At 71.5% G+C, this 21,357-nt stretch carries 17 protein-coding genes and 2 pseudogenes; 14 read left to right on the top strand and 5 right to left on the bottom strand.

Annotated elements, in window-relative coordinates; all coding sequences use genetic code 11:
• Nucleotides 1–237: 237 nt before the first annotated feature.
• On the top strand, nt 238–1,248 hold the full coding sequence (locus tag GFD30_RS12790) for an L-type lectin family protein (protein ID WP_153025578.1): 1,011 nt from the start codon (nt 238–240) through the stop codon (nt 1,246–1,248).
• Nucleotides 1,249–1,315: 67 nt separating this feature from the next.
• Here the strand turns inward: GFD30_RS12790 and GFD30_RS12785 are convergent.
• A pseudogene (locus tag GFD30_RS12785) lies at nt 1,316–2,707 on the bottom strand (NAD(P)H-quinone dehydrogenase); the annotation flags it as partial.
• Between the two features lie 56 nt (nt 2,708–2,763).
• Between GFD30_RS12785 and GFD30_RS12780 the strand changes: the two are divergent.
• On the top strand, nt 2,764–3,207 hold the full coding sequence (locus GFD30_RS12780) for a gamma-glutamylcyclotransferase family protein (protein WP_322633204.1): 444 nt from the start codon (nt 2,764–2,766) through the stop codon (nt 3,205–3,207).
• A gap of 178 nt (nt 3,208–3,385) precedes the next feature.
• Here GFD30_RS12780 and GFD30_RS12775 read toward each other — a convergent pair whose 3' ends face one another.
• Both GFD30_RS12775 and GFD30_RS12770 read right to left on the bottom strand, forming a co-directional pair.
• Nucleotides 3,386–4,750 (bottom strand): amidohydrolase, encoded by a 1,365-nt coding sequence (locus GFD30_RS12775; protein ID WP_227996164.1) that lies wholly within the window; start codon nt 4,748–4,750, stop codon nt 3,386–3,388.
• Nucleotides 4,751–5,111: 361 nt separating this feature from the next.
• Entirely contained in the window at nt 5,112–6,698 is a 1,587-nt protein-coding gene (locus GFD30_RS12770; protein ID WP_153025576.1) for an acyl-CoA mutase large subunit family protein, read from the bottom strand.
• Nucleotides 6,699–6,879: 181 nt separating this feature from the next.
• Here GFD30_RS12770 and GFD30_RS26965 point away from each other — a divergent pair, with 181 nt between their 5' ends.
• The 5 genes from GFD30_RS26965 (at nt 6,880) to GFD30_RS12745 (ending at nt 11,722) form a co-directional block, all read left to right on the top strand.
• Nucleotides 6,880–8,838: a serine/threonine-protein kinase gene (locus GFD30_RS26965; RefSeq protein WP_227996162.1), complete on the top strand. Its 1,959-nt coding sequence runs from the start codon at nt 6,880–6,882 to the stop codon at nt 8,836–8,838.
• 56 nt (nt 8,839–8,894) lie between these two features.
• Entirely contained in the window at nt 8,895–10,568 is a 1,674-nt protein-coding gene (locus GFD30_RS12760) for a phospho-sugar mutase (protein WP_153025575.1), read from the top strand.
• A gap of 97 nt (nt 10,569–10,665) precedes the next feature.
• A complete protein-coding gene (locus tag GFD30_RS12755; protein WP_153025574.1) occupies nt 10,666–10,902 on the top strand; it encodes a hypothetical protein in 237 nt (78 codons plus the stop codon).
• Complete coding sequence (locus GFD30_RS12750; RefSeq protein ID WP_322633203.1) at nt 10,899–11,318, top strand: type II toxin-antitoxin system VapC family toxin; 420 nt, start codon at nt 10,899–10,901, stop codon at nt 11,316–11,318. Before GFD30_RS12755 ends, GFD30_RS12750 begins: the two co-directional genes overlap by 4 nt.
• 8 nt (nt 11,319–11,326) lie before the next feature.
• Nucleotides 11,327–11,722: a hypothetical protein gene (locus tag GFD30_RS12745; RefSeq protein WP_153025573.1), complete on the top strand. Its 396-nt coding sequence runs from the start codon at nt 11,327–11,329 to the stop codon at nt 11,720–11,722.
• A 51-nt stretch (nt 11,723–11,773) separates the two neighbouring features.
• On the opposite strand, the gene upp is transcribed toward GFD30_RS12745, so the two are convergent.
• Nucleotides 11,774–12,406 carry a uracil phosphoribosyltransferase gene (gene upp / locus GFD30_RS12740; protein ID WP_322633202.1) on the bottom strand — a complete coding sequence of 211 codons (633 nt, stop codon included), beginning with the start codon at nt 12,404–12,406 and terminating at the stop codon, nt 11,774–11,776.
• 94 nt (nt 12,407–12,500) lie between these two features.
• Here upp and deoC point away from each other — a divergent pair, with 94 nt between their 5' ends.
• From deoC to GFD30_RS12710, 6 genes are all read left to right on the top strand, one after another.
• Nucleotides 12,501–13,415: a deoxyribose-phosphate aldolase gene (deoC, locus tag GFD30_RS12735; RefSeq protein ID WP_153025572.1), complete on the top strand. Its 915-nt coding sequence runs from the start codon at nt 12,501–12,503 to the stop codon at nt 13,413–13,415.
• Between the two features lie 2 nt (nt 13,416–13,417).
• A complete protein-coding gene (locus GFD30_RS12730) occupies nt 13,418–14,842 on the top strand; it encodes an aldehyde dehydrogenase family protein (protein ID WP_153025571.1) in 1,425 nt (474 codons plus the stop codon).
• Nucleotides 14,835–15,716: an aldehyde dehydrogenase family protein gene (locus GFD30_RS12725; RefSeq protein ID WP_153025570.1), complete on the top strand. Its 882-nt coding sequence runs from the start codon at nt 14,835–14,837 to the stop codon at nt 15,714–15,716. Before GFD30_RS12730 ends, GFD30_RS12725 begins: the two co-directional genes overlap by 8 nt.
• 143 nt (nt 15,717–15,859) lie before the next feature.
• Complete coding sequence (locus GFD30_RS12720; protein WP_153025569.1) at nt 15,860–16,699, top strand: DNA primase; 840 nt, start codon at nt 15,860–15,862, stop codon at nt 16,697–16,699.
• A 311-nt stretch (nt 16,700–17,010) separates the two neighbouring features.
• Nucleotides 17,011–18,546 carry a hypothetical protein gene (locus tag GFD30_RS12715; RefSeq protein ID WP_153025568.1) on the top strand — a complete coding sequence of 512 codons (1,536 nt, stop codon included), beginning with the start codon at nt 17,011–17,013 and terminating at the stop codon, nt 18,544–18,546.
• Nucleotides 18,543–18,968 (top strand): roadblock/LC7 domain-containing protein, encoded by a 426-nt coding sequence (locus GFD30_RS12710; protein WP_091048495.1) that lies wholly within the window; start codon nt 18,543–18,545, stop codon nt 18,966–18,968. Before GFD30_RS12715 ends, GFD30_RS12710 begins: the two co-directional genes overlap by 4 nt.
• 717 nt (nt 18,969–19,685) lie before the next feature.
• Here GFD30_RS12710 and GFD30_RS26960 read toward each other — a convergent pair.
• Nucleotides 19,686–20,000: a hypothetical protein gene (locus tag GFD30_RS26960; protein ID WP_153025567.1), complete on the bottom strand. Its 315-nt coding sequence runs from the start codon at nt 19,998–20,000 to the stop codon at nt 19,686–19,688.
• Between the two features lie 102 nt (nt 20,001–20,102).
• Here GFD30_RS26960 and GFD30_RS28260 point away from each other — a divergent pair.
• Nucleotides 20,103–20,612 (top strand): annotated as a pseudogene (locus GFD30_RS28260) (DUF222 domain-containing protein); the annotation flags it as partial.
• Nucleotides 20,613–21,357: the final 745 nt, after the last annotated feature.

The following is a 21,357-nucleotide window of genomic DNA, read 5'->3' as shown; positions in this document are numbered from 1 at the left end:
CCCGGGGCCGTCCCGCGCGCCACGTGCGGACCTCCGCGCCACCCGCCCCGGCGCGGCGGCGCCGCCGCGGGGGCCGCCGCGCGCGAGTGGACTGTCCTCAATTGAATGAACAGCGGGAATCGCACAGGGTTCTCATATAGCTTCGCTCTGTAACCGGCCCGAGATTCGGGCCGCAGGGATCAGCGGACGCGGCCGGGACCGGCAGGCGCTCCGCACACCGGGAACGAAGGAGCACCTGTGAATCGCATTGCCATGCTCGGCGCGGGCTCGATGCTGCTGGCCGGCGCGCTCGCCGCGCTCCCCGCCACCGCGGGCGCGCAGACCGCGCGCGAGGAGAAGACGCTGCTGGTCGAAGAGCACTTCACCGGCGCCGAGATCACCGACGCGAACTTCCACTCCCTCAACGCCTGCCTGACCGCGAGCACCGCCGTCGCCGGCGGGGACGGCTTCGGCTCCTGCGCCGGCGAAGCGGTCGGCCCGGTCCCCGAATCGGGCAGGACCCCCGGCTACCTGCAGCTCACCGACACCGAGAAGTACGACTACGGCGGCATCGTCTACAACAAGGCCCTCGAGAACGAGGGCGGCATCGAGGTGACCTTCGCCCAGTACCAGTACGGCGGCACCGGCGCCGACGGCATCTCGTTCTTCATCGTGGACGGCGACACGGACCTCACCGAGGTCGGCGCCTACGGCGGCAGCCTCGGCTACGCCCAGTTCGACCGCGAGGACATCAAGCGGGACGGCGTCGACGGCGGCTACCTCGGCCTCGGCCTGGACGCCTGGGGCAACTTCTCGGCCGACACCGAGGGCCGCGGCTCGGGCTGCCCCGAGGACCACCGGGCGCCCGACCACCTCCAGGCGACCCTCAACCGCGCGCCCGACAACGTCGCCCTCCGCGGCCCCGGCCAGGGCGTCGAGGGCTACTGCCTGATCGCGACCAGCGCGACCGACGAGAAGATCGGCGAGTACGGCGACGGCGACGTCTTCGGCACCGACTTCCCCGAGTCCCTGCGCGCCGAGACGCTCGACGACGCGAAGCGCCTGGTCAAGCTGAAGATCTCCGACGACGCCAAGCCGAAGGTCACCGTCGACATCGACTTCTTCGACGGCGGCGGCTGGGTCCGGGTCCTGGAGTCGCGGATGCCGGTCGAGGCGCCCGAGACGTTCAAGTTCGGTTTCGCCTCCTCGACCGGCGGCGCCACCGACGTCCACCTGCTCCGGCACCTGCGCGTGTCGACGTTCAAGTAAGCATGGGCACGGCGATGCCCGCGGGAGCGGACCTCCCGCGGGCATCGCCGTGCTCTCGTGCTCTCTGCTAGAACTCCATGAGCTGGCGGGCCGCCTCGGCGACCGAGCCCGACAGCGACGGGTAGATCGTGAACGTGCGGGCGACCTGCTCGACGGTGAGGCGCTGCTCCACGGCGAGCGCGATCGGGGTGATGAGCTCGGAGGCGCGGGAGCCGACCACGACGCCGCCGGCGACGATCCCCGAGGAGTTCCACGCGAACAGCTTCACGAAGCCCTCCGTGCGGTCGACCATCTTGGCGCGCGGGTTCGACGCGAACGGCAGCAGCACCCCGCGGCAGTCCGCCTTCCCGGAGTCCACATCGGCCTGGGTGACGCCGACCGAGGCGAGCTCGGGGTCGGTGAACACGTTGGCCGCGACGTGGGCGAGTTTGATGGGGCGCACGGCCTCGCCGAGGGCGTGCCAGATCGCGATGCGGCCCTGCATGGCGGCGACCGACGCGAGCGCGTGGACGCCGGTGACGTCGCCCGCGGCGTACACGCCGGGGACGTTGGTGCGCGAGACCTTGTCGACGGGGATGAACCCGCGCTCGTCCACGGTGATCCCGTAGGCGTGCAGGCCGAGGTTGTCGGAGTTGGGGATGGAGCCGACGCAGATGAGTGCGTGGCTGCCTTCGATGACGGTGCCGTCGTCGAGTTCGACCTCGACGCCGTTCTCGGTGCGGCGGGCGGCGGCGGCGCGGGAGTGGTTGCGGACGTCCATGCCGCGGCGCACGAACACGCGGCCGACGGTCTCGGCGGCTTCGGCGTCCTCGTGGGGCATGACCCGGTCGCGGGAGGAGATGAGGGTGACGGCCGAGCCCATGGACTGGTAGGCGGAGGCGAACTCGGCGCCGGTGACGCCGGAGCCGACGACGATGAGGTGCTCGGGGAGTTCCTTGAGGTCGTAGAGCTGGCGCCAGGTGAGGATGCGCTCGCCGTCGACGGGGGCGGAGGTGAGGGTGCGGGGGGTGGCGCCGGTGGCGATGAGGACGACGTCGGCCTCGGAGTCGAACGGCTCGCCTTCGATGGGGACGACGTGGAGTTCGTGGACGTAGTTGTAGCCCTTGTCGACGCGGAGCGCCCCGCGGCCGTAGACGATGTCGACGCCGGCGTTGACGAGTTTCTGGGCGATGTCGGCGGACTGCTGGGTGGCGAGGCGGCGCACCCGGCCGTTGACGGCGGCGGGGTCGGTGGTGGCCTCTTTCGCCGCCACGCCGAGCTCGCTGGATTCGTGGATCTCGGTGAGCACGTTGGAGGCGGCGATGAAGGTCTTGGAGGGGACGCAGTCCGAGAGGACGCACGCGCCGCCGGCCCCCGTGGCCTCGATAAGGGTGACTTCGGCGCCGAGCTGGGCCGCCACGAGGGCCGCCTCGTACCCGGCCGGGCCGCCGCCGATGATCGCTACTCGTGACACTGGCGCGCCTTTCGGTGTTCGGGATGCTTCAGTGCGGGCTGGTTTAAGGGTATCTTCGAGTCGTGCATCTCTATGCCGCGTATGGCTCGAATCTCGACCCTGCCCGCATGCGTGCGACCTGTCCGCGCTCGCCGCTGGTCGGCACGGGCTGGCTGGAGGGCTGGCGTCTGACGTTCGGGGGCGCCGACCTCGGCTGGGAGTCCGCGGTCGCCACGGTGGTGGAAGACCCGGGTGAGCGGGTGTTCGTGTCGCTCTACGACCTCGACCCGGCAGACCGGGCGGTCCTCGACGAGCTCGAGGGCTTCAACTCGAAGCTGTACCGCAAGATGCACACCCAGGCGGTGACGCTCGAGGCGAATCGTCCGGTGTGGCTCTACGTCTTCGAGGGCTTCGAGGGCGGGCTGCCGAGCCAGTGGTACCTCGACGAGATCCTCCAGGCCGCCGAGGCCGCCGGGGCCCCGCAGGACTACGTCGAGGCCCTGCGCAAGCGCCCGACCGCCGAGTAGCGCGCGACCGGACGCCCGCGGGTGTCGCATGCCGCGCGTAGCGTTGCAGTCGGGGGTTCCCAGGTGTCCGGTTCGTCCCGGACGCTCCGTTCACGTTGCCGCAGCCGCAGGTGCGGGGAGCCCGCCGATCGTCGAACGGACAGGGGAGGCGCTGCGCGCCTCCCCTGCTCCTTGAGTTCTAGAAGACCGGGCTCTGGGCCGCGGCCAGGGCGGTGTGGACCATGACGCGGACGCCGTGCGAGAGTGCGGCCTCGTCGATGTCGAAGTTGCCCTGGTGGATGTCGAGGCGCTCGCCCGGGCGGCCGACGCCGAGGCGGGCCATCGCGCCCGGGATCTGCTCCAGGTAGTACGCGAAGTCCTCGCCGCCCATGGACATCGGGGCCTCGACTACGGCGTCGTCGCCGAGGGCCGCGGCGGTGGCGCCGGCGAACATGGCGGAGGCGGCGCGGTCGTTGACGACCGGCGGCACGCCGCGGCGGTAGTCGATCTCGCATTCGACGCCGGAGGCGCGGGCGACCGAGCGGGTGATCTCCTGGACCAGGTCCGGGATCATGTCCCAGGTCTCGCGGCCGTGGACGCGGACCGTCGCGCGGGCGAGCGCCTCCTGCGGGATGGCGTTCGCGGCCTCGCCGGCCTGGACGGCGCCGAACACGATCGCGACCGACTGGCGCGGGTCGAGGCGGCGGTTGACCAGCGCCGGCACGTCGACGACGACGCGGCCGATGGCGTTGACCAGGTCGGTGGTCAGGTGCGGGCGGGAGGTGTGGCCGCCGCGGCCCTGCATGCGGACCTCCATGACGTCGCAGGCGGCGGTCAGCGGCCCGTTGCGCACGCCGACCTTCCCGGCCTGGAACTGCGGGTCGCAGTGGAACGCGAAGATCGCGGCGACGTCGGTGAGCGCCCCGTACTTGATCATGGTGGGCGCGCCGGACGGGAACTGCTCCTCGGACGGCTGGAAGATGAGGCGGAACCGGCCTGGCAGTCCCTCGCGGCGCTCGATCTCCTGGAGGACGCGGCCGACGCCGAGCACGATCGCCGTGTGGGCGTCGTGGCCGCACGCGTGGCAGACGCCTTCGACCGAGGAGCGGTACGGGACCGGCTTCGGGTCGTGGATCGGCAGGGCGTCCATGTCGGCGCGGATCGCGATGACCCGGTCGCCGGTGCCGATGTCGCAGGTCAGGCCGGTGCCGTCGGGGATGAGCTGCGGTTCGAGCCCGGATTCGGCGAGCCGCGCGGCGACGTACGCCGCGGTGTCCTGCTCTTGGCGGGACAGGCGCGGGTTCGCGTGGATGTGGCGGCGGGCGGCGATGACCTCGGCGGCGTGGGCGGCGAGCCATTCGTCGAGGAAGTCCGGCAGCGATGTGGACATGACCTGCTCCGAAGCGGTGGTGCCGGGCGAAGCGCTCCCGGCTGCGGTGTCGAACGAGGGCAGGGCGCCGGGTACCACGAGACTCGACTCCGGGGCGATCGCACCCGGCAGCGGCTCATTCGATTTCGTGGCGGTACCCATCTCGACGACTTTCTCCGCAGTGAGCGTGTACATTCCTTCGCGCCTCGCAATTCGGGTCCGAGGATCAAAGCCAAATGGAGGGCGATTCGGCAAGCTTAATCCGATCGCACTCCGTTGCGGCTAGCGCCGTGATTTGCGACGCCCTTCGCCGCGTCCGGTCGCTCAGTGCCGAGCCCGGGGTCACGGACGCGCGACAGCCGGTCACGGCCCTTCGGGCCGAACCCGCCATCATTAGGCATAACGCTTGCCGGAGCGGGAAGTTACGGCCGAGATCCGACTTTTGAACAGACGGCGAACGCGTCGCCGTTCGATGACGCGTCCGGGACCAGTTTTTCCCGGCGGGGCCATTGCGGCGACAGACACGTTGTGCGCTTCACCGTTCGTGTCGAATCTCTCACCAATTGTCGGTGGGGACGTAGCGTCCCCATTCGGCGGCGAGCGCGGCGCAGACCTCGCCGACGGTCGCCCCGGCCGCGAGTGCCGTTTTGAGCGGATACAGCACGTTGTCCGTTCCCGCGGCGGCGCGCTTCAAACCGGCGAGGGCCGATTCGAGTGCGGCCCGGTCGCGTCCGGCGCGGTGGGAGGAAAGGCGCGCGACCTGCGCGGCCTCAATTGCGGGGTCCACTTTGAGCGGAGAATACGGCGCTTCGTCCCCATTGAGGACGTACTTGTTGACGCCGACGACCGTCTGCTCCCCCGAGTCGATGCGCTTGGCCGTCTCGTAGGCGCTGCGCTCGATCTCGCTCTTCTGGAAGCCCGCCTCGATCGCGGCGACAGCCGAGCCGTGCGCGAAGACCGCGTCGATGAGGCGCAGGGCCTCGGCCTCGACCGCGTCGGTCAGCGCCTCGACGGCGTAGGAGCCGGCGAAGGGGTCGACCGTGGCGGTCAGGTCGGTCTCCTCGGCGATGACCTGCTGGGTGCGCAGGGCCAGGCGCGCGGAGGCGTCGGTCGGGAGCGCGATGGCCTCGTCGTAGGCGTTGGTGTGGAGCGACTGGGTGCCGCCGAGGACGGCGGCGACGGCCTGGACGGTGACGCGGGCGAGGTTGACCTCGGGCTGCTGGGCGGTGAGCTCGACACCGGCGGTCTGGGTGTGGAAGCGCAGCCGCATCGAGCGGGGGTCCTCGGCGCCGAAGCGGTCGCGCATGATGCGGGCCCAGATGCGGCGGGCGGCGCGGAACTTCGCGACCTCGGTGAGGAGCGTGGAGCGGGCCACGAAGAAGAACGACAGGCGCGGCGCGAACGCGTCCACGTCGAGGCCGGCGTCGAGCGCGCAGTTGACGTACTCGATGCCGTCGGCGAGCGTGAACGCCAGCTCCTGCGCGGGGGTCGCCCCGGCCTCGGCCATGTGGTAGCCGGAGATGGAGATCGTGTTCCACTGCGGCAGTTCGGCGGCGCAGTACGCGAACGTGTCGGCGACCAGGCGCAGCGACGGCGCGGGCGGGAAGATGTAGGTCCCGCGGGCGATGTACTCCTTGAGGATGTCGTTCTGGATCGTCCCGCGCAGCGCGGCCGGGTCGACCCCCTGCTCCTCGGCGACGAGCTGGTAGAGCAGGAGGAGGACGGCGGCGGGCGCGTTGATCGTCATCGAGGTGGAGACCTCGCCGAGGGGGATGCCGCCGAACAGGACCCGCATGTCCGCGATCGAGTCGACGGCGACGCCGACCTTGCCGACCTCGCCGGCGGCCTCGGGCGCGTCCGAGTCGTAGCCCATCTGGGTGGGCAGGTCGAAGGCGACGGACAGGCCGGTGGTGCCGGCGGCGAGGAGGTCGCGGTAGCGGCGGTTCGACTCGGCGGCGGTCGCGAAGCCGGCGTACTGGCGCATCGTCCAGGGCCGGGAGGTGTACATGCTCGGGTGGACGCCGCGCGTGTAGGGGAACGAGCCGGGTTCGCCGAGCCGCTCCGCCAGGTCCGGGGGAGTGTCGGCGGGACCGTACACGGGCCGGATCTCGATCCCGTAGCGGTCTTGCGGTGACGACTGCATGGCTGCCATCCTAGGTGGTGAACTGCGCCTCCGGGAAGCCAAGTGCTCCCCGGCGGCGCCTTCGCGCCCCCGGGGCCGGGCCCGCCCGCGCCAGTGGCCGAGGATCCCTTGCGTATCCCGGTTCAGCGCCGGTGGCCGGGACGCGGCAGACTAGGAGGGATCCCTCGCGAGGAGTGGTTGCATGACGTACTCATCTGACTACGGTCGCGGTGGTCCCGGCGCCTATGAGGACCCCCGATCCGGTCCCGTGCCGTCCCCTCGGTACCCCCTCGAGAACCAAGGGCCCCAAGGGAGTCCTGGCGGACCGTACGGCTCGGAGCCGCGCGGCGGGGATCAGCACCCCTCGTTCGGCGGCCGCTACGAGGGCGCCGGCCCCTACTCCCCCGGCAGGCAGGGGTACAACCGCGACCCGTACGGCGGCGACTCCTACGGCGACTCCTCGGGCCGCAACAGCTCCTCCTACGGCAACTACGGGAACCTCGGCCAGAGCTTCGCCGTCGGCGGCGGCCCCGGGCCGCGCGCCCCCGGCCCGGGCCTCCCGGGCAACCGGGCCATGCCCGGCGACCTCGTCGGCGACCGCTACCGGCTCGGCGACCTGGTCGGCAAGGGCGGCAACGGGTCCGTGTGGCGCGCCCACGACACCGTGCTGCGCCGCGAGGTCGCCCTCAAAGAGGTGTTCCTCCCCCCGGACCTGCCGCCGCACGAGCGCGTCCAGCTCATCGACCGGTCGCGGCGCGAGGCGCAGATCGCGGCCGGGCTCTCGCACCCGTCGGTGATCCGCGTGTTCGACGTGGTCGAGCACGGCGGCCTGCCGTGGATCGTCATGGAGCTGCTCCAGTCCCGCAGCCTCGCCGAGATCCTCTCCCAGGACGGGCCGCTCCCGCCGCGCGTGGCCGCGAAGATCGGCCTGGCACTGGTCGGCGCGCTCCAGGCGGCGCACGACGCCGGCATCATCCACCGGGACGTCAAGCCCGGCAACGTCCTCATCTCCGTCGACGGGCGCTGCGTCCTCTCCGACTTCGGTGCGGCCCAGCTGCACCAGGTCTCGGGCGGGACGACGCCCGGGAAGGTCCTCGGCTCGGCGCACTACATCGCGCCCGAGCGGGCCGTCGGGCACCCGGCCGAGCCCGCCAGCGACGTGTTCAGCCTCGGCGTGACCCTGTACGCGGCCGTCGAAGGCCGGCCGCCGTTCGACCGCGGCGACGCGGTCTCGACCATGAAGGCCGTCGTCCAGGAGCCGCCGGAGAGCCCGCGGAACGCCGGGCCCCTGACGCCGCTGCTGGGCGGGATGCTCGCGAAGGACCCGGCGCACCGCATGGCGCTGCCGCAGGTCCGCCAGGAGCTCCAGGCGCTGCTCGCCGGGCCGCTCGCGAGCCCGGGCGGGCCCGGGCACCAGTCGCCGCCCTACCGCGGCGGCATGGGGCAGGGCTTCCAGGAGACGTCGCCGCCGCACACGGGCCCGCGCCCGCGCGTGCGCGAACCGGAGCCCGAGCCCGAGCGCGGCAACCCGTGGAAGTCCGCGTCGGTCATCGCGATCTGCGTCATGCTCGTCCTCGTTCTCGGCTGGGGCGCTTTCAAACTCGTCACCGGCGACGGCGGCGGCACCGGGGAGGACCCCGGGGCGGGCGAGGAGGCCGAGGGCGGGGAGTCGCCCGCGGACGGCGAGTCGCCGTCCGGCGACGGCGGCGAGGCCCCGTTCGCGACCGCCGCGCACGAGGGCGACAGGTTCACCGTCGACTACCCGTCCGACTGGACCGCGGGCGACGGCGGCGACGACTTCGTGTCCTATGTCAACCCCGAGGACGAGACCCAGTGGGTGCGGTTCTACTCCGAATCGACCCGCGGCGCCGGCGACACCGAGGGCTACCTCACCGAGTACTGGGACGGCCTCGACGAGGACATGACCGACCTGGAGCAGGTGCAGCTCGCGGACACCGAGTTCGGCGGCATGAGCGGCACCGTCCTGGAGTACACCGGGACGAACCTCGACGACGTCGGGGCCGAGCGGCACTCGATCTGGGCGATCGTCGACGCCGGCGACGGGACCACGTTCGGGGTCTTCATCTCCGGCGACGCGGACGTCTGGGAGCTATCACAGGCGGTCTACGACACCGCCGTGGCTTCCTTCCAGACCGGCTGAGGCCACACCGTCCGCAACACCGGTCTCCCAGGCTGCGGATATGCGACCATTTCCACATGACCGACGCTTCGCCTGTCTACGACGAGAATCTGGACGCCCTGCGCGCCAAAGCGCTGCAGTGGATCACCGACGACCCCGACAAGGCCGGCCGCGACGAGCTCTACCGGCTCCTCGACGGCCTCCCGGAGTCGGAGGCCGAACTGGCCGACCGCTTCTCGGGGCGCCTGAAGTTCGGCACCGCGGGTCTGCGCGGCCCGCTCCGCGCCGGCCCCAACGGGATGAACCTCGCGGTGGTCCGCGCCGCCGCCGCCGGGCTCGCGTCCTGGCTGGACGCCAAGGGCGCCGAGGGCCCGGTCGTGATCGGCTACGACGCGCGGCACGGCAGCCGCGAGTTCGCCCTCGAGACCGCCCGCGTCGTCACGGGTTCGGGGCGCCGCGCCCTGGTCATGCCCGGCCCGCTGCCGACCCCGGTGACCGCGTTCGCGGTGACCCGCCTGGAGGCGGCGGCCGCGGTGCAGGTGACCGCCAGCCACAACCCGCCGCAGGACAACGGCTACAAGGTGTACCTGGGCCGCGAGCTCGGCGGCGAGCTCGGCGCGGGCGCGCAGATCGTCCCGCCCGCCGACACCGAGATCGAGGCCGCGATCGAAGCGCTCGGGCCGCTCTCGGAGATCCCCCTCGGCGACGAGGGCGAGACCCTCGACGAGACCGTCCTCGACGAGTACCTGGCGGCGGTCGCCTCGGTCGTCGACCCCGACGACCCCAAGCGCCTCGCGTCCGTGGCGACCCCGATGCACGGCGTCGGCGGCCGCACCCTCGTGCAGGCCATGGAGCGCGCCGGGTTCCCGACGCCCGCGCTGGTGCCCGAGCAGGCCGACCCCGACGCCGACTTCCCCACGGTCGCCTTCCCCAACCCCGAGGAGCCCGGCGCGATCGACCTGCTCACGGCCCTCGCCGCCGAGGAAGGCGCCGACGTGGCGATCGCGCTCGACCCGGACGCCGACCGCTGCTCCGTCGCCGTCCCCACCGCCGACGGCGGCTGGCGCCAGCTCTCGGGCAACGAGGTCGGCGTGCTCCTCGCCGACCACTGGATGCGCAAGGGCCACAAGGGCACCTACGCGACGACGATCGTGTCCACCACCCAGCTCAAGGCCATGTGCGAGCGGCGCGGCCTGCCGTACATGGAGACGCTGACGGGCTTCAAGTGGCTGGCGCGCACCAGCCCCGACCTGGCGTTCGCGTTCGAGGAGGCCCTCGGCTACTGCGTCGCGCCGGAGTTCCTGCGCGACAAGGACGGCATCTCGGCGGCCCTGGTCGTCGCCGAGATCGCCGCCGGCCAGGCCGCCCGCTTCGCGACCCTCCAGGACCGCCTCGACGAGCTCGCCGAGGAGTTCGGCGTCTACGAGACCGGCCAGCTCTCGGTCCGCGTCGACGACCTCGGCGAGATCGCCGCGTGCATGAAGCGCCTGCGCGCCCACCGGCCGGCGTCCCTGCTCGACGAACCGGTCACCGACTACCTCGACCGGCTCCCCGACGCCGACGTCGTCACCGTCGCGACGGCCAACGCCAGGGTCGTGTGCCGCCCGAGCGGGACCGAGCCGAAGCTGAAGGCCTACCTCGAAGTCCGCGAGGACGTCGGCGGCGACCTCACCGCCGCCCGCGAGCGCGCCCGCGCGAGCGTCCAGGCCCTCCGCGCCGAGGTCGCCGCGATCCTCGGCGTCCCGCACTAGCAGCCGGAACCACCGGGGCCGGGCGCTGCGCGCCCGGCCCCTTCCGCACGGCGTGTCAGAACATGAAATCCGACGGCTGGTCGCCTACCCTCGAATCATGGCTGATCTCGAACTCCACGACGTGCCCGAAGACGTGATGGCCCGACTGCGACTGCGCGCGCAGAAGAACCACACCACCGTGGAGGGCTTTGCGAAGCACCTGCTCGAACAGGATTCGAAGCGGATCACCGTCGAAGAAGCCATCGAGCGCAGCCGTGAGAACTCCAGAGGCAGCGGAGTGACGGCCGACGACGTGCTCACCGCCATCGAGGAAAGCCGGGCGCACCGCCAGTGATCGTCATCGACACCTCCGCGATGGTCGAGTTCCTGGTCGGCGACGACGAACGAGCCGAGCGAGTCCGTGGAGCGGCCGAATCAGAGGGAAGCCTTGCCACCCCTCACGGCATCGATCTCGAATGCGCCTCATCACTCCGTGGACTGGTGCGGGGCGGAAAGCTTGCGCAGGGCAAGGCCGACTATGCGCTGGAAGTGCTGCAGCAATTGGCCATCACCCGGTACGAGCACACGTGGTACCTCGCTCGGATCTGGGAACTGCGGGCGAACATGTGGCCGTACGATGCCGCATATGTCGCGCTGGCGGAGGCACTCGCGGTTCCGCTGCTGACCGTCGACTGCAAGTTCGAGCGGACACCCGGTGCGCACTGCGAGATCGTGACCGTCAAAGCGGCATCCCCGCAGCCGGGAAAGTGAAGACGGCCGTGGCCGCTGTCGAACCGCGCATAGACCAGGAGACGGCCGTACCGACCCAGGATGGTTTCCCGCCCGTGCCTGATCGGGTTGCCGAGTGGGGCGACAAGATCTGGCAGGAAGCGTGGGTGGACGGCTTTCTCGCGGGTATGGGCCGCGCATTCCGCCAGGAAGACCTCGAGACCGCGCTCCTCTATGCGAAGCAGGAGTTGCTGATCATCCGGATGCTCGCGAGGCAGTTCGTGTTCGCGGACATGACTTGCCGCTACATCCGCCGGTATGCCGCATCGGAAACGATCGAAGCGCTGCTCGCACGCGTCTCCGGGGCCGAAAGCACCTTCGAGCTCTTCGGCTTCGACTCGGAGAACTGGCTGCAATGGCCTCCCACCGCCTGGCAGGCCGACTGATCGCGAGGGGGCCGGCCGCGCAATGCGGCCGGCCCCCTCGCGCGATTCCTGCTAGAAGCGGCGGTAGGCGCCGAACTGGCGGTCGCCGGCGTCGCCGAGGCCCGGGACGATGTACGCCTTGTCGTTGAGCTCGGGGTCGACCGCGGCGGTGGTCATGCGCATGGCGATCCCCGAGGAGGCGAGCTTCTCGAGGCCGTCCGGGGCGCACAGGACCGACACGAGGTCGATGTCGGTGCAGCCGCGGGCGGCGATCATCTCGCAGCAGCGCAGGAGCGAGCCGCCGGTGGCGACCATAGGGTCGAGGACGATCACATGGCGGCCGGCCAGGTCGTCGGGCAGGGACTCCATGTAGGCGTAGGGCTCGTGCGTCTCCTCGTCGCGCGCGAGGCCGACGAAGCCCATCGAGGCGTCCGGGATCATGGACTGCGCGGCGTCGGCCATGCCGAGTCCGGCGCGGAGCACCGGGACGAGCACCGGCGGGTTCCCCAGCCGGTAGCCCTTCGCCGGCGCGACCGGGGTCCTGATCTCGTATTCGGTGACGGCCACGTCGCGCGTGGCCTCGTAGACGAGCATCATGGTGAGCTCGTGCAGGGCGGCCCGGAACCGCGGTGAGTCCGAGCGCTCGTCCCGCATGGCGGTGAGCCGTTCAGCGGCGAGCGGGTGATCGACGATCTTGACATCCACGGTTCATAACCTTAACGCCCAGCTAGCCGCGCTAATGTGAGCTGGTCACCACACTCTGAGTCGCAAGTCTCCAAGATACGGATACGATCGGGTCATGGGATCAATTCTGAGCGGCGCCGAGGCCGCCTCCCTCGTCCGCGCCCTCCCCGGCGTCGACGCGGTCGGCCTCGAAGCGCGCGCGGCGGGGCTCGCCACCCGCTCGGTCAAGACGACGTCGAAGGCCCGCGCCATCGACCTCGCCATCAGCATGATCGACCTCACCACGCTCGAAGGCGCGGACACCCCCGGGAAGGTCCGCTCGCTCGCCGCGAAAGCGGTCCGCCCCGACGGCGACGCCCCGTCCACGGCCGCCGTCTGCGTCTACCCCTCCATGGTCGCCACCGCGAAGGAGGCCCTGCGGGGCACCGGCGTCAAGGTCGCCTCCGTCGCCACCGGCTTCCCCGCCGGGCAGGTCCCGCTCGACGTGCGCCTCGCCGACACCGAGGCCGCCGTCCGCGCCGGAGCCGACGAGATCGACATGGTCATCAACCGCGGCGCGTTCCTCGCCGGCGACCTCGAACGGGTCTTCCACGAGATCAAGGCCGTCAAGGCCGCGTCCGGCGACGCCCGCCTCAAGGTCATCCTCGAGACCGGCGAACTCGCCACCTACGACGCGGTCCGGCAGGCGTCCTGGCTCGCCATGCACGCCGGCGCCGACTTCATCAAGACCTCCACCGGCAAGGTCGGCGTCAACGCCACCCTCCCGGTCACCCTCCTCATGATGCAGGCCGTGCGCGACTTCCGCGCCGCCACCGGCGTCCAGGTCGGCGTCAAGCCCGCCGGCGGCATCCGCAACACCAAGGACGCGATCAAGTACCTCGTCGCCGTGAACGAGACCCTCGGCGACGACTGGCTCTCGAACGAGTGGTTCCGCTTCGGCGCGTCCAGCCTCCTCAACGACCTGCTCATGCAGCGCCAGAAGCTCAAGACCGGCCGCTACTCCGGCCCCGACTACGTGACGGTGGACTAGCCATGTTCGAGTACGCCCCCGCGCCCGAGTCGGTGCGCCCCGACATCAAGGAGCACTACGGCCTGTTCATCGGCGGCGAGTTCGTCGACGCCGAGGACGGCGCCGTGTTCAAGTCCGTGAACCCCTCCACCGAGGAGGCGCTGTTCACCGTCGCCGAGGCCGGCGAAGCGGACGTCGCCAAGGCCGTCGCCGCCGCCCGCCGCGCGCACGAGACCGTGTGGGGCCCCATGAGCGGCGCCGAACGCGGCAAGTACCTGTTCCGCATCGCCCGGCTCCTCCAGGAGAAGGCCCGCGAGTTCGCCGTCGCCGAGTCCATGGACAACGGCAAGCCCATCAAGGAGACCCGCGACTTCGACGTGCCGACCGCGGCGCAGCACTTCTTCTACCACGCCGGCTGGGCCGACAAGCTCTCCTACGCGGGCCTGGGCGCCGACCCGAAGCCGCTCGGCGTCGTCGGCCAGGTCATCCCGTGGAACTTCCCGCTGCTCATGCTCGCGTGGAAGATCGCACCCGCGCTCGCTTGCGGGAACACGGTGGTGCTCAAGCCCGCCGAGACCACCCCGCTCACCGCGCTCATGTTCGCCGAGCTGTGCCAGGAGGCCGGCCTGCCCGCGGGCGTGGTCAACATCCTCCCCGGCGCCGGGGCGACCGGGTCCGCGCTCGTGGACAGCGCCGTCGACAAGGTCGCGTTCACCGGGTCGACCGCCGTCGGCCGCGCGATCGCGAAGGCCGTCGCCGGGTCGAAGAAGAAGGTCACGCTCGAACTCGGCGGCAAGGCCGCCAACATCGTGTTCGACGACGCGCCGATCGACCAGGCCGTCGAGGGCGTCGTCAACGGCATCTTCTTCAACCAGGGGCACGTCTGCTGCGCCGGGTCGCGGCTCCTCGTGCAGGAGTCGGTCGCCGACGAGGTGCTCGAGCGGCTCAAGGCCCGCGTCGAGACGCTCCGCGTCGGCGACCCGCTCGACAAGAACACCGACATCGGCGCCATCAACTCCGCCGAGCAGCTCTCGCGGATCCGGGCGCTCACCGAGACCGGCGAAGGCGAGGGCGCCGACGTGTGGCAGCCCGCCTGCGACCTGCCCGAGCGCGGGTTCTGGTTCCGCCCCACCGTGTTCACCGGCGTCCAGCAGTCGATGCGGATCGCGCAGGAGGAGATCTTCGGGCCGGTGCTCAGCGTCCTCACGTTCCGCACGCCCGACGAGGCGATCGCCAAGGCCAACAACACCCCGTACGGCCTCTCGGCCGGGGTGTGGACCGAGAAGGGGTCGAAGATCCTGTGGGCCGCCGAGCGGCTGCGCGCGGGCGTCGTGTGGGCCAACACGTTCAACCAGTTCGACGCCGCCAGCCCGTTCGGCGGCCTGAAGGAGTCCGGTTACGGCCGCGAAGGCGGCCGCCAGGGCCTGGAGGCTTACCTCGATGTCTGAGCACGAGCGCTTGCGCGTCAAGAAGACCTACAAGCTGTACGTCGGCGGGAAGTTCCCCCGCTCGGAGTCCGGAAGGAGCTACCCGGTGAGCAGCCCCGACGGTACCGAGCTGGCGAACGCCGCGCTCGCCAGCCGCAAGGACGCCCGCGACGCCGTGGCCGCCGCCCGCAAGGCCCAGCGGCCGTGGGCCGGCCAGACCGCGTACCTGCGCGGGCAGATCCTGTACCGGGCCGCCGAGATGCTCGAGGGCCGCGCCGGCCAGTTCGCCGAGGAGCTCGCCGACGCGACCGGCGCCGACCCCCGCGAGGCGCTCGGCACCGTCGAGCAGGCGATCGACCGGCTCGTCCACTACGCGGGCTGGACCGACAAGTACACGTCGGTCCTCGGCGGGGCGAACCCCGTCGGCGGGCCCTACTTCAACCACACGACGCCCGAGCCGCTCGGCGTCGTCGCCGTCGTCGCGCCGCAGGACGACCCGCTCCTGGGGCTGATCGAGGCGTTCGCGCCCGCGATCGCGACCGGGAACACCGCCGTCGTGCTAGCGAGCGAGGCGAAGCCGCTGCCGGCGCTGAGCCTCGGCGAGGTCCTCGCGACCTCGGACCTGCCCGGCGGGGTCGTGAATCTGTTGAGCGGCAAGGTGTCCGAAGTCGCGCCGCACCTGGCGTCCCACGCGGACGTGAACGGGCTCGACCTCGGCGGCGTCGCCGACGCCGGCCTCGCGGCCGAACTCGAGGCCGCCGCGGCCGAGACGCTCAAGGTGGTCCGCCGCCCCGGCAGGGACGGCGGCGCGCTCGACCTGCTGCGGCAGTGGACCGAGTACAAGACCGTGTGGCACCCGGCCGGCATGGCCGCGGGCGCGGGCGGCGCGTACTGACGTCCGATCCGAAGGGCCTTTTCGCCTCCGGCGAAAGGGCCTTTCGCGCTATCCACAAAGAAAGCGCACACCGGATGCGATGCGGCGCGCACCTGCGTCGTAGGCTGTTCCCCAGCTGGACCGACTTACGGGAGGGACGCGACATGGCGGCCGAATCTGACGCGCCGGAGCGCGGTGCCGAGACCGAGAAGCTCTGGAACGAGACCGGGGTCGACCCGGTGGAGCTCCACCTGGGCAAGGACTCGGGGTACACCCTGCGCGCCTACCGGATGTCGGACACCCTGCCGGGCGCCGCCAAGGCGGACCGGGACGAGCCCGAGGACGACGACGCCGGCGAACTCGACGAGCTCGTCGAGGCCGACGACGTCGACGAGCGCCCCGACATCGCCGACAACGCCGAGGACGAGGACGCCCCCGAGCCCGACGCGGCCGACTTCGAGGACGAGGAGCCCGAAGCCGAGGACGACGAGGACGTGGACGCCCTCGACGCCGAGCCCGAAGAGGTCCCGGTCTTCTTGACCCGCAAGGGGAAGCTGCTGGTCTTCCGCGATCAGGCCGCGCTCGTCGCGTACGTCATGGAGAACGACGACCACGACCTCGCCGTGATCGACGAGTACGCCGACCTCCAGGAGCGCGTCACCGAAGCCGACATCGTCTGTGACGAAGCCGACATCTACGAACTCGACCTCGTCGTCGCGAACCTCCGCGGCGGCCACGAGGCGTGGGAGCCCGAACTCCTCATCAAGGCCGCCGAAGTCGGCCGCGACCTCGGGTACGCGCTCAAGAACGACTCGATCGTCGCCGCCCTCGCGCCCGGGTCGCCGCTCGACGACCTCGACGAGGCGTTCCGCGTCGTCGTCGAAGGCGGCATCAAGGGCAAGTTCGCGAAGCGGCGGCTGCGGCGCAACGACGCGCAGCAGGCGGCCATCGCATGGCGCGGTGTCATCGCGAAGATCAACGACCATGTCGAATGGCGCGGATAGCGCGCGCCGCCATCCCCCGAACAGCCCATGCCCGATGGGCCGCCGAGTCCGAATTCCGGTGCCGCCCCTTGTGATCCGCGGCAACCGCGCGGCGTTATTCCACAAGGGAACGGCCTGGTCAGGGCGGTCTGCGAATTGGCGGTTTTGTGTGCTATGACCTTCCGTCCGTGGGCGAACCCGCACTGACCGTCCGCTTGCAGAACCGAGTATTCTGCGGAAAACTGATAACGGACTGGTAAAAACGGGCCGGGCTCCAGCCCCGGCGACAGGGGACAGCGCCGGCTGCGCGCCCTACGAGAGGAGCTCCGCGGGTGCAAGTGTTCTGCGGCATCACCACCGACCATCAGGTGTCCGGCGCCGGGCACGGCGACACCGCGTGCGCCGTCGCCCTCGTTGCCGCGGGCGGCAGCCTCATCGCGACCGACACGTTCGGCGACGACCCCCGCGGCTGGGTCCGCTTCAACGGGCTCCTCGCGCGATCGGCCCCCGGCCAGTCCGTCTCGATCTCCTACTCAGGCGACGTCGTCAACCTCGTCGAGTTCGCCGCCGCCGCCGGACAGCTCGTCGTCCGCGCCGACAGCCCCGCCGCCCGCTCCAAGGACGCCCTCGACGACGCCATCGCGATCGCCCGCGGCCTCGCCACCGGGGAGGTCGCCGGGCAGCCGGTCGCCGCACGCCCTGAGGTGGCCGCTCTGCGCCCGATCCTGGACACGGTGGCCGCGGCCGCCAGGGCCCGCCACGACGCGGCAGAGGCGCTCACGTGCCTCCTGCGCGCGGTCTTCCCCGCCGCGCTGGCCGCCTGGGACGACCCGAGCGAGGCCAACGCCGTCGCGATCCTCACCCGGCTCCCCCAGCCCGGGGCGCTCCAGTCCATCTCGACCGAGGAGCTCGCCGCCGACCTCGCCACCGTCGCCGACCCCGGCCAGGTCGCCGCGATGGCCGGCGCGCTCACCGAGGCGATCCGGGAGATCGGCGGCGGCGACGACCCGTCCGTCGCGCCCTCCGTCTCCGCGACCGCCGACGCCGTCTCGGCCTGGGACCGGTCGCTCGAAGGACTCATCGGCCTGCTCCAGGCCAAGCGCCCCAAGCCCGAGCCGGCCACGCACGCCACCCCGCCGCCGCTGCCGCCCGAGGACCGCGCCGCCGTGCGCCGCCGCGGCCGTGGGCACGACTCCGACACGCACCGCACCGTGCGCCTCCCCGGGGACCTGCCGGACCGCCAGAGCCTGCGGGCCCTGGACCCGGCCTCGCAGCTCCACTCGGTCCTGCCGGACCTCGAGGCGACCCAGGTCATCCCCGACTCGTTCTCGTCGCCGTCGATGCAGCAGCCGGTCGACGCCGAGAGCGGCGGGCAGACCCGGTCGATCCGGCGCCGCCGCGCCGAGCCGGCCGAGCTCCCCCGCGCCGACGAGCCGCGCCGCCACCCGTGGCAGCCCCGCGAGGACGTCAACATCGTCGACGTGGCGAGCCTCGCCGCCGACGACGACGGCCTCCTGATCTTCGGCCAGGCCAAGAGCGCCTGGTTCAAGCGGCCCGAGACCGAAGAGCCCGAAGCGGAGTCGTGGAACCTCCCCGGCGACGACGGCTGGCGCACCGCGCGCACGGCCACCGAGACGCCGGCGACCGAGGAGCCGACCACGGCGGCGGGCCTGCCGCGGCGCAAGCCGCAGGCGAACCTCGTACCCGGCGCGGTCGTCCCCGACGAGAACCCGCGCTTCGACGAGCCGATCGACCGCGACCCCGAGCTGCTGGCGCAGAACACCGCCGGCTACTTCCGGGGCTGGGGCCGCGCCCGCGGCGGGCGCCCGGGGAGCCCCGCCAGGACGGAGAGGATGGCGGCCCGATGAGCGCCAATCTCGGCGTCTACGAGCGCTCCCTGAGCATGCTGCTCGGATCGCTCGTGGCGCGCACGCCGGGGCTCTCGCACGCGGTTCTGGTGAGCGTCGACGGACTGCCGCTGGCGGTGTCCGCCGGACTCCCCAAGGAGCGCGCGGACCAGCTCGCGGGCATCGGATCCGGCCTCCTGTCGATCGGCGAGGGCGCCGGCCGGTCCATGGACCACGGCCCCGCCCAGCAGGTCATCGTCGAGATGGCCGAGGGCGTCCTCCTCGCGGCCCCGGTCGGCCCGCAGATCTGCCTGACGCTCCTGGCGGTCTCCCAGTGCGACCGCGAGCAGCTCGGTTACGAGCTCGGCCAGTTCACGATGCAGGTCGGCCCGCTCCTGAACGAGGCCCTGACGAACACGGGCTCGATCCCGAAGGTCGTCTGAGCAAGCGCATCCACGGTCCCGGGGCTTCCGCGTCGGGGCCGTTCGCGTCGGGGCCGTTCGCGTCGGGGCCGGTCCTGGTGCGCGACGCTGCAACATGAGGTCGCATTGGCGGGGCTTCCGTTTCGGCCTTTCGCGCCGTCAGGGCCGGGCCTTGGCGGCGACGACCGGATCGCATCCAGCTTCCGCTTCGGCCTTTCGCGCCATCCTGGCCCGGGTCTTCTGGCAGCGACGACGAGGACGCATCGAGCTCGCTTCTCGGCCGCCGGGTCCGCTTCGCCTGCCGCGGCGACGGTCGACGTCATCGGCGGTTGCGATTGCGGCCCAGGCGCTTCCGCGGTCCGCGATGAAACTTTCTCACCATCATTCACTCTTCTAGGTGTTGCCACCACTGACCACCCACAGTCACAATTGAGTCACAGCAATCGAACAAGCAAGCGGAAAACAGCAACGCATTCGAGAACAGCAAGCCTTGCAAGAAGGGAGGCGAACTCCATGACCACCACCCCCATTTCATCCCCCTCACACCCCGCACTCGCCTTCCCCGCCGGGCGCCCGGCCGCCTCCCTCATCTCCGGCACCGACCGGGCCGCGCAGGCTCAGGCCATCCGCATCGCGTTCGTTGCGGCCGCCGAGGTCATCAACACCCAGCACGCCCAAGTGCTGTCAGCGGTGATCGAGGCCAAGGAAGCCAATCTCCACCGCATTGCTTTCGGCTTCTCAGCCCTGCGGGACTGGCTCGTCTCCACCTTCGACTTCCACAACCGCACCGCCGCCGACATCGCCGCCATCGCCCGCCTCTCCCGGAAGTTCCCGATCCTCGCCGCTGCCGCCACCACCGGGCGGGCGCGGATCGACCAGGTCGCCTACGCCGTAAGGCAACTCGACCGCACCCCCGCGATGCGCCTGTTCGCCCGCACCCCCTTCAGAGAACCTGTCTTCTCCCCCTTCGACGACCGGACCGAGTGCGCGACACCCGAGCACCTGATCGCCGAGTACTGCCGCCACGCCCCGATCAAGGACCTCCAACGCCACCTCGACTCCCTCGCGGCCTCCCTCGCCGAAGAGACCGAACTCCTCGAAGGCCTCGGCGAGCAGTCACTGCAATGGATCGAGCTGGCGGAACTCGACAACGGCATGTGGGCCCTCTCCGGCGAACTCGCAGGCGACACCGGGCGCCTCCTCGAGAAGTACCTCAAGACGGCCGTTCCACCGCCCCGCCAAGACGAATCAGACCAGCACGGCGTCCTTCCCCCACAAGCGAACCGCAACGCCGAGGCCCTCCACCAGCTCCTCGCCGGATACGGCACCTCCCCCGAAGCCGCCACCCGCCACGGCCACACCGCCACCCTCGACCTCACGGTCGACATCGAGACCCTCCAAGGCAAGGACACCGGCCGCCTGCCCCTCCTCGAAGGCAGGCCGATCTCGGTCGCCCAGGCCCGTCTCCTCGCCTGCGAAGCCGGTGTCATCCCCTCGGTCTTCGACTACCAGAGCGGCGAGGCCGTCGAACTCGGCCGGGCCGCCCGCCTCCCCAACGCGTCGCTGCGCAGGAAGCTCGAACTCGAACAGCCCGAAGGCTGCGCCTGGTCCGGCTGCGGGCGCCCGGTCGCCTGGACCGAGACACACCACATCGTCCACTGGGCCGACGGCGGCGAGACCAACGCCGACAACCTGATCCTCCTGTGCCGATTCCACCACGGCCGCATCCACACCATCGGCTGGGAAGTGGTCAAGACCGGCCCCGGGACAGCAGTGATCACCCACCACGACCACACGCGGACCATCCAGACCAGCGCCGGCGCCAGGACGAGGACTGGGACGGCCACCGCCGCCGGGGTCAAGGCCGGGACTGCCGCTTGCCCCGGCACCGGGATCGGGAGTGGGACCGGGACCGCCGCTCACCGAGGCGCGACCGGGCGAGACTCGGCCAGGCAGGTCAGGGCCGGAGAGGAGGAGGTCGGGCAGGTCGAGGATGGCCGGGGCGGGTGTGGATGTTCGGACTGGCGAAGCGACCGGGACATGGACTCCGAGAACAGCGGTACCGATTGGGACGTCTTCCCGACCGGTCTCTACCGCAGCGAATGGGCGCAGACACTCAAACCCGACCTCGACGCCAGAGCCCAAGCAGCCGAGCAACGACGCGCTCTGGTCGCCATCCGGGAAGCGCGAGCCGAATGCCGAGCCAGATTCACGGGCCCCGGACCTGAGACCGAACCGGCCGGAGTTGGCGAACCACCGCCGATCCCCCACCCGCGGACCGGCCGGGAGCCGCTGCCGCCCGAGATCAGCGAACCGAAAGGTGAGACACCGGGCCGGCCACCGTTCTTACGCTGCCCGCTCCGGCAGCGGCCGGGGCGGGGAAGGGGAGCTGTACCTCTGGGGCCGCACT

The sequence above is a fragment of the Glycomyces albidus genome, from assembly GCF_009451885.1.
Lineage (GTDB): Bacteria > Actinomycetota > Actinomycetes > Mycobacteriales > Micromonosporaceae > Glycomyces > Glycomyces albidus.
This window is presented reverse-complemented; position numbering and strand designations above follow the sequence as displayed.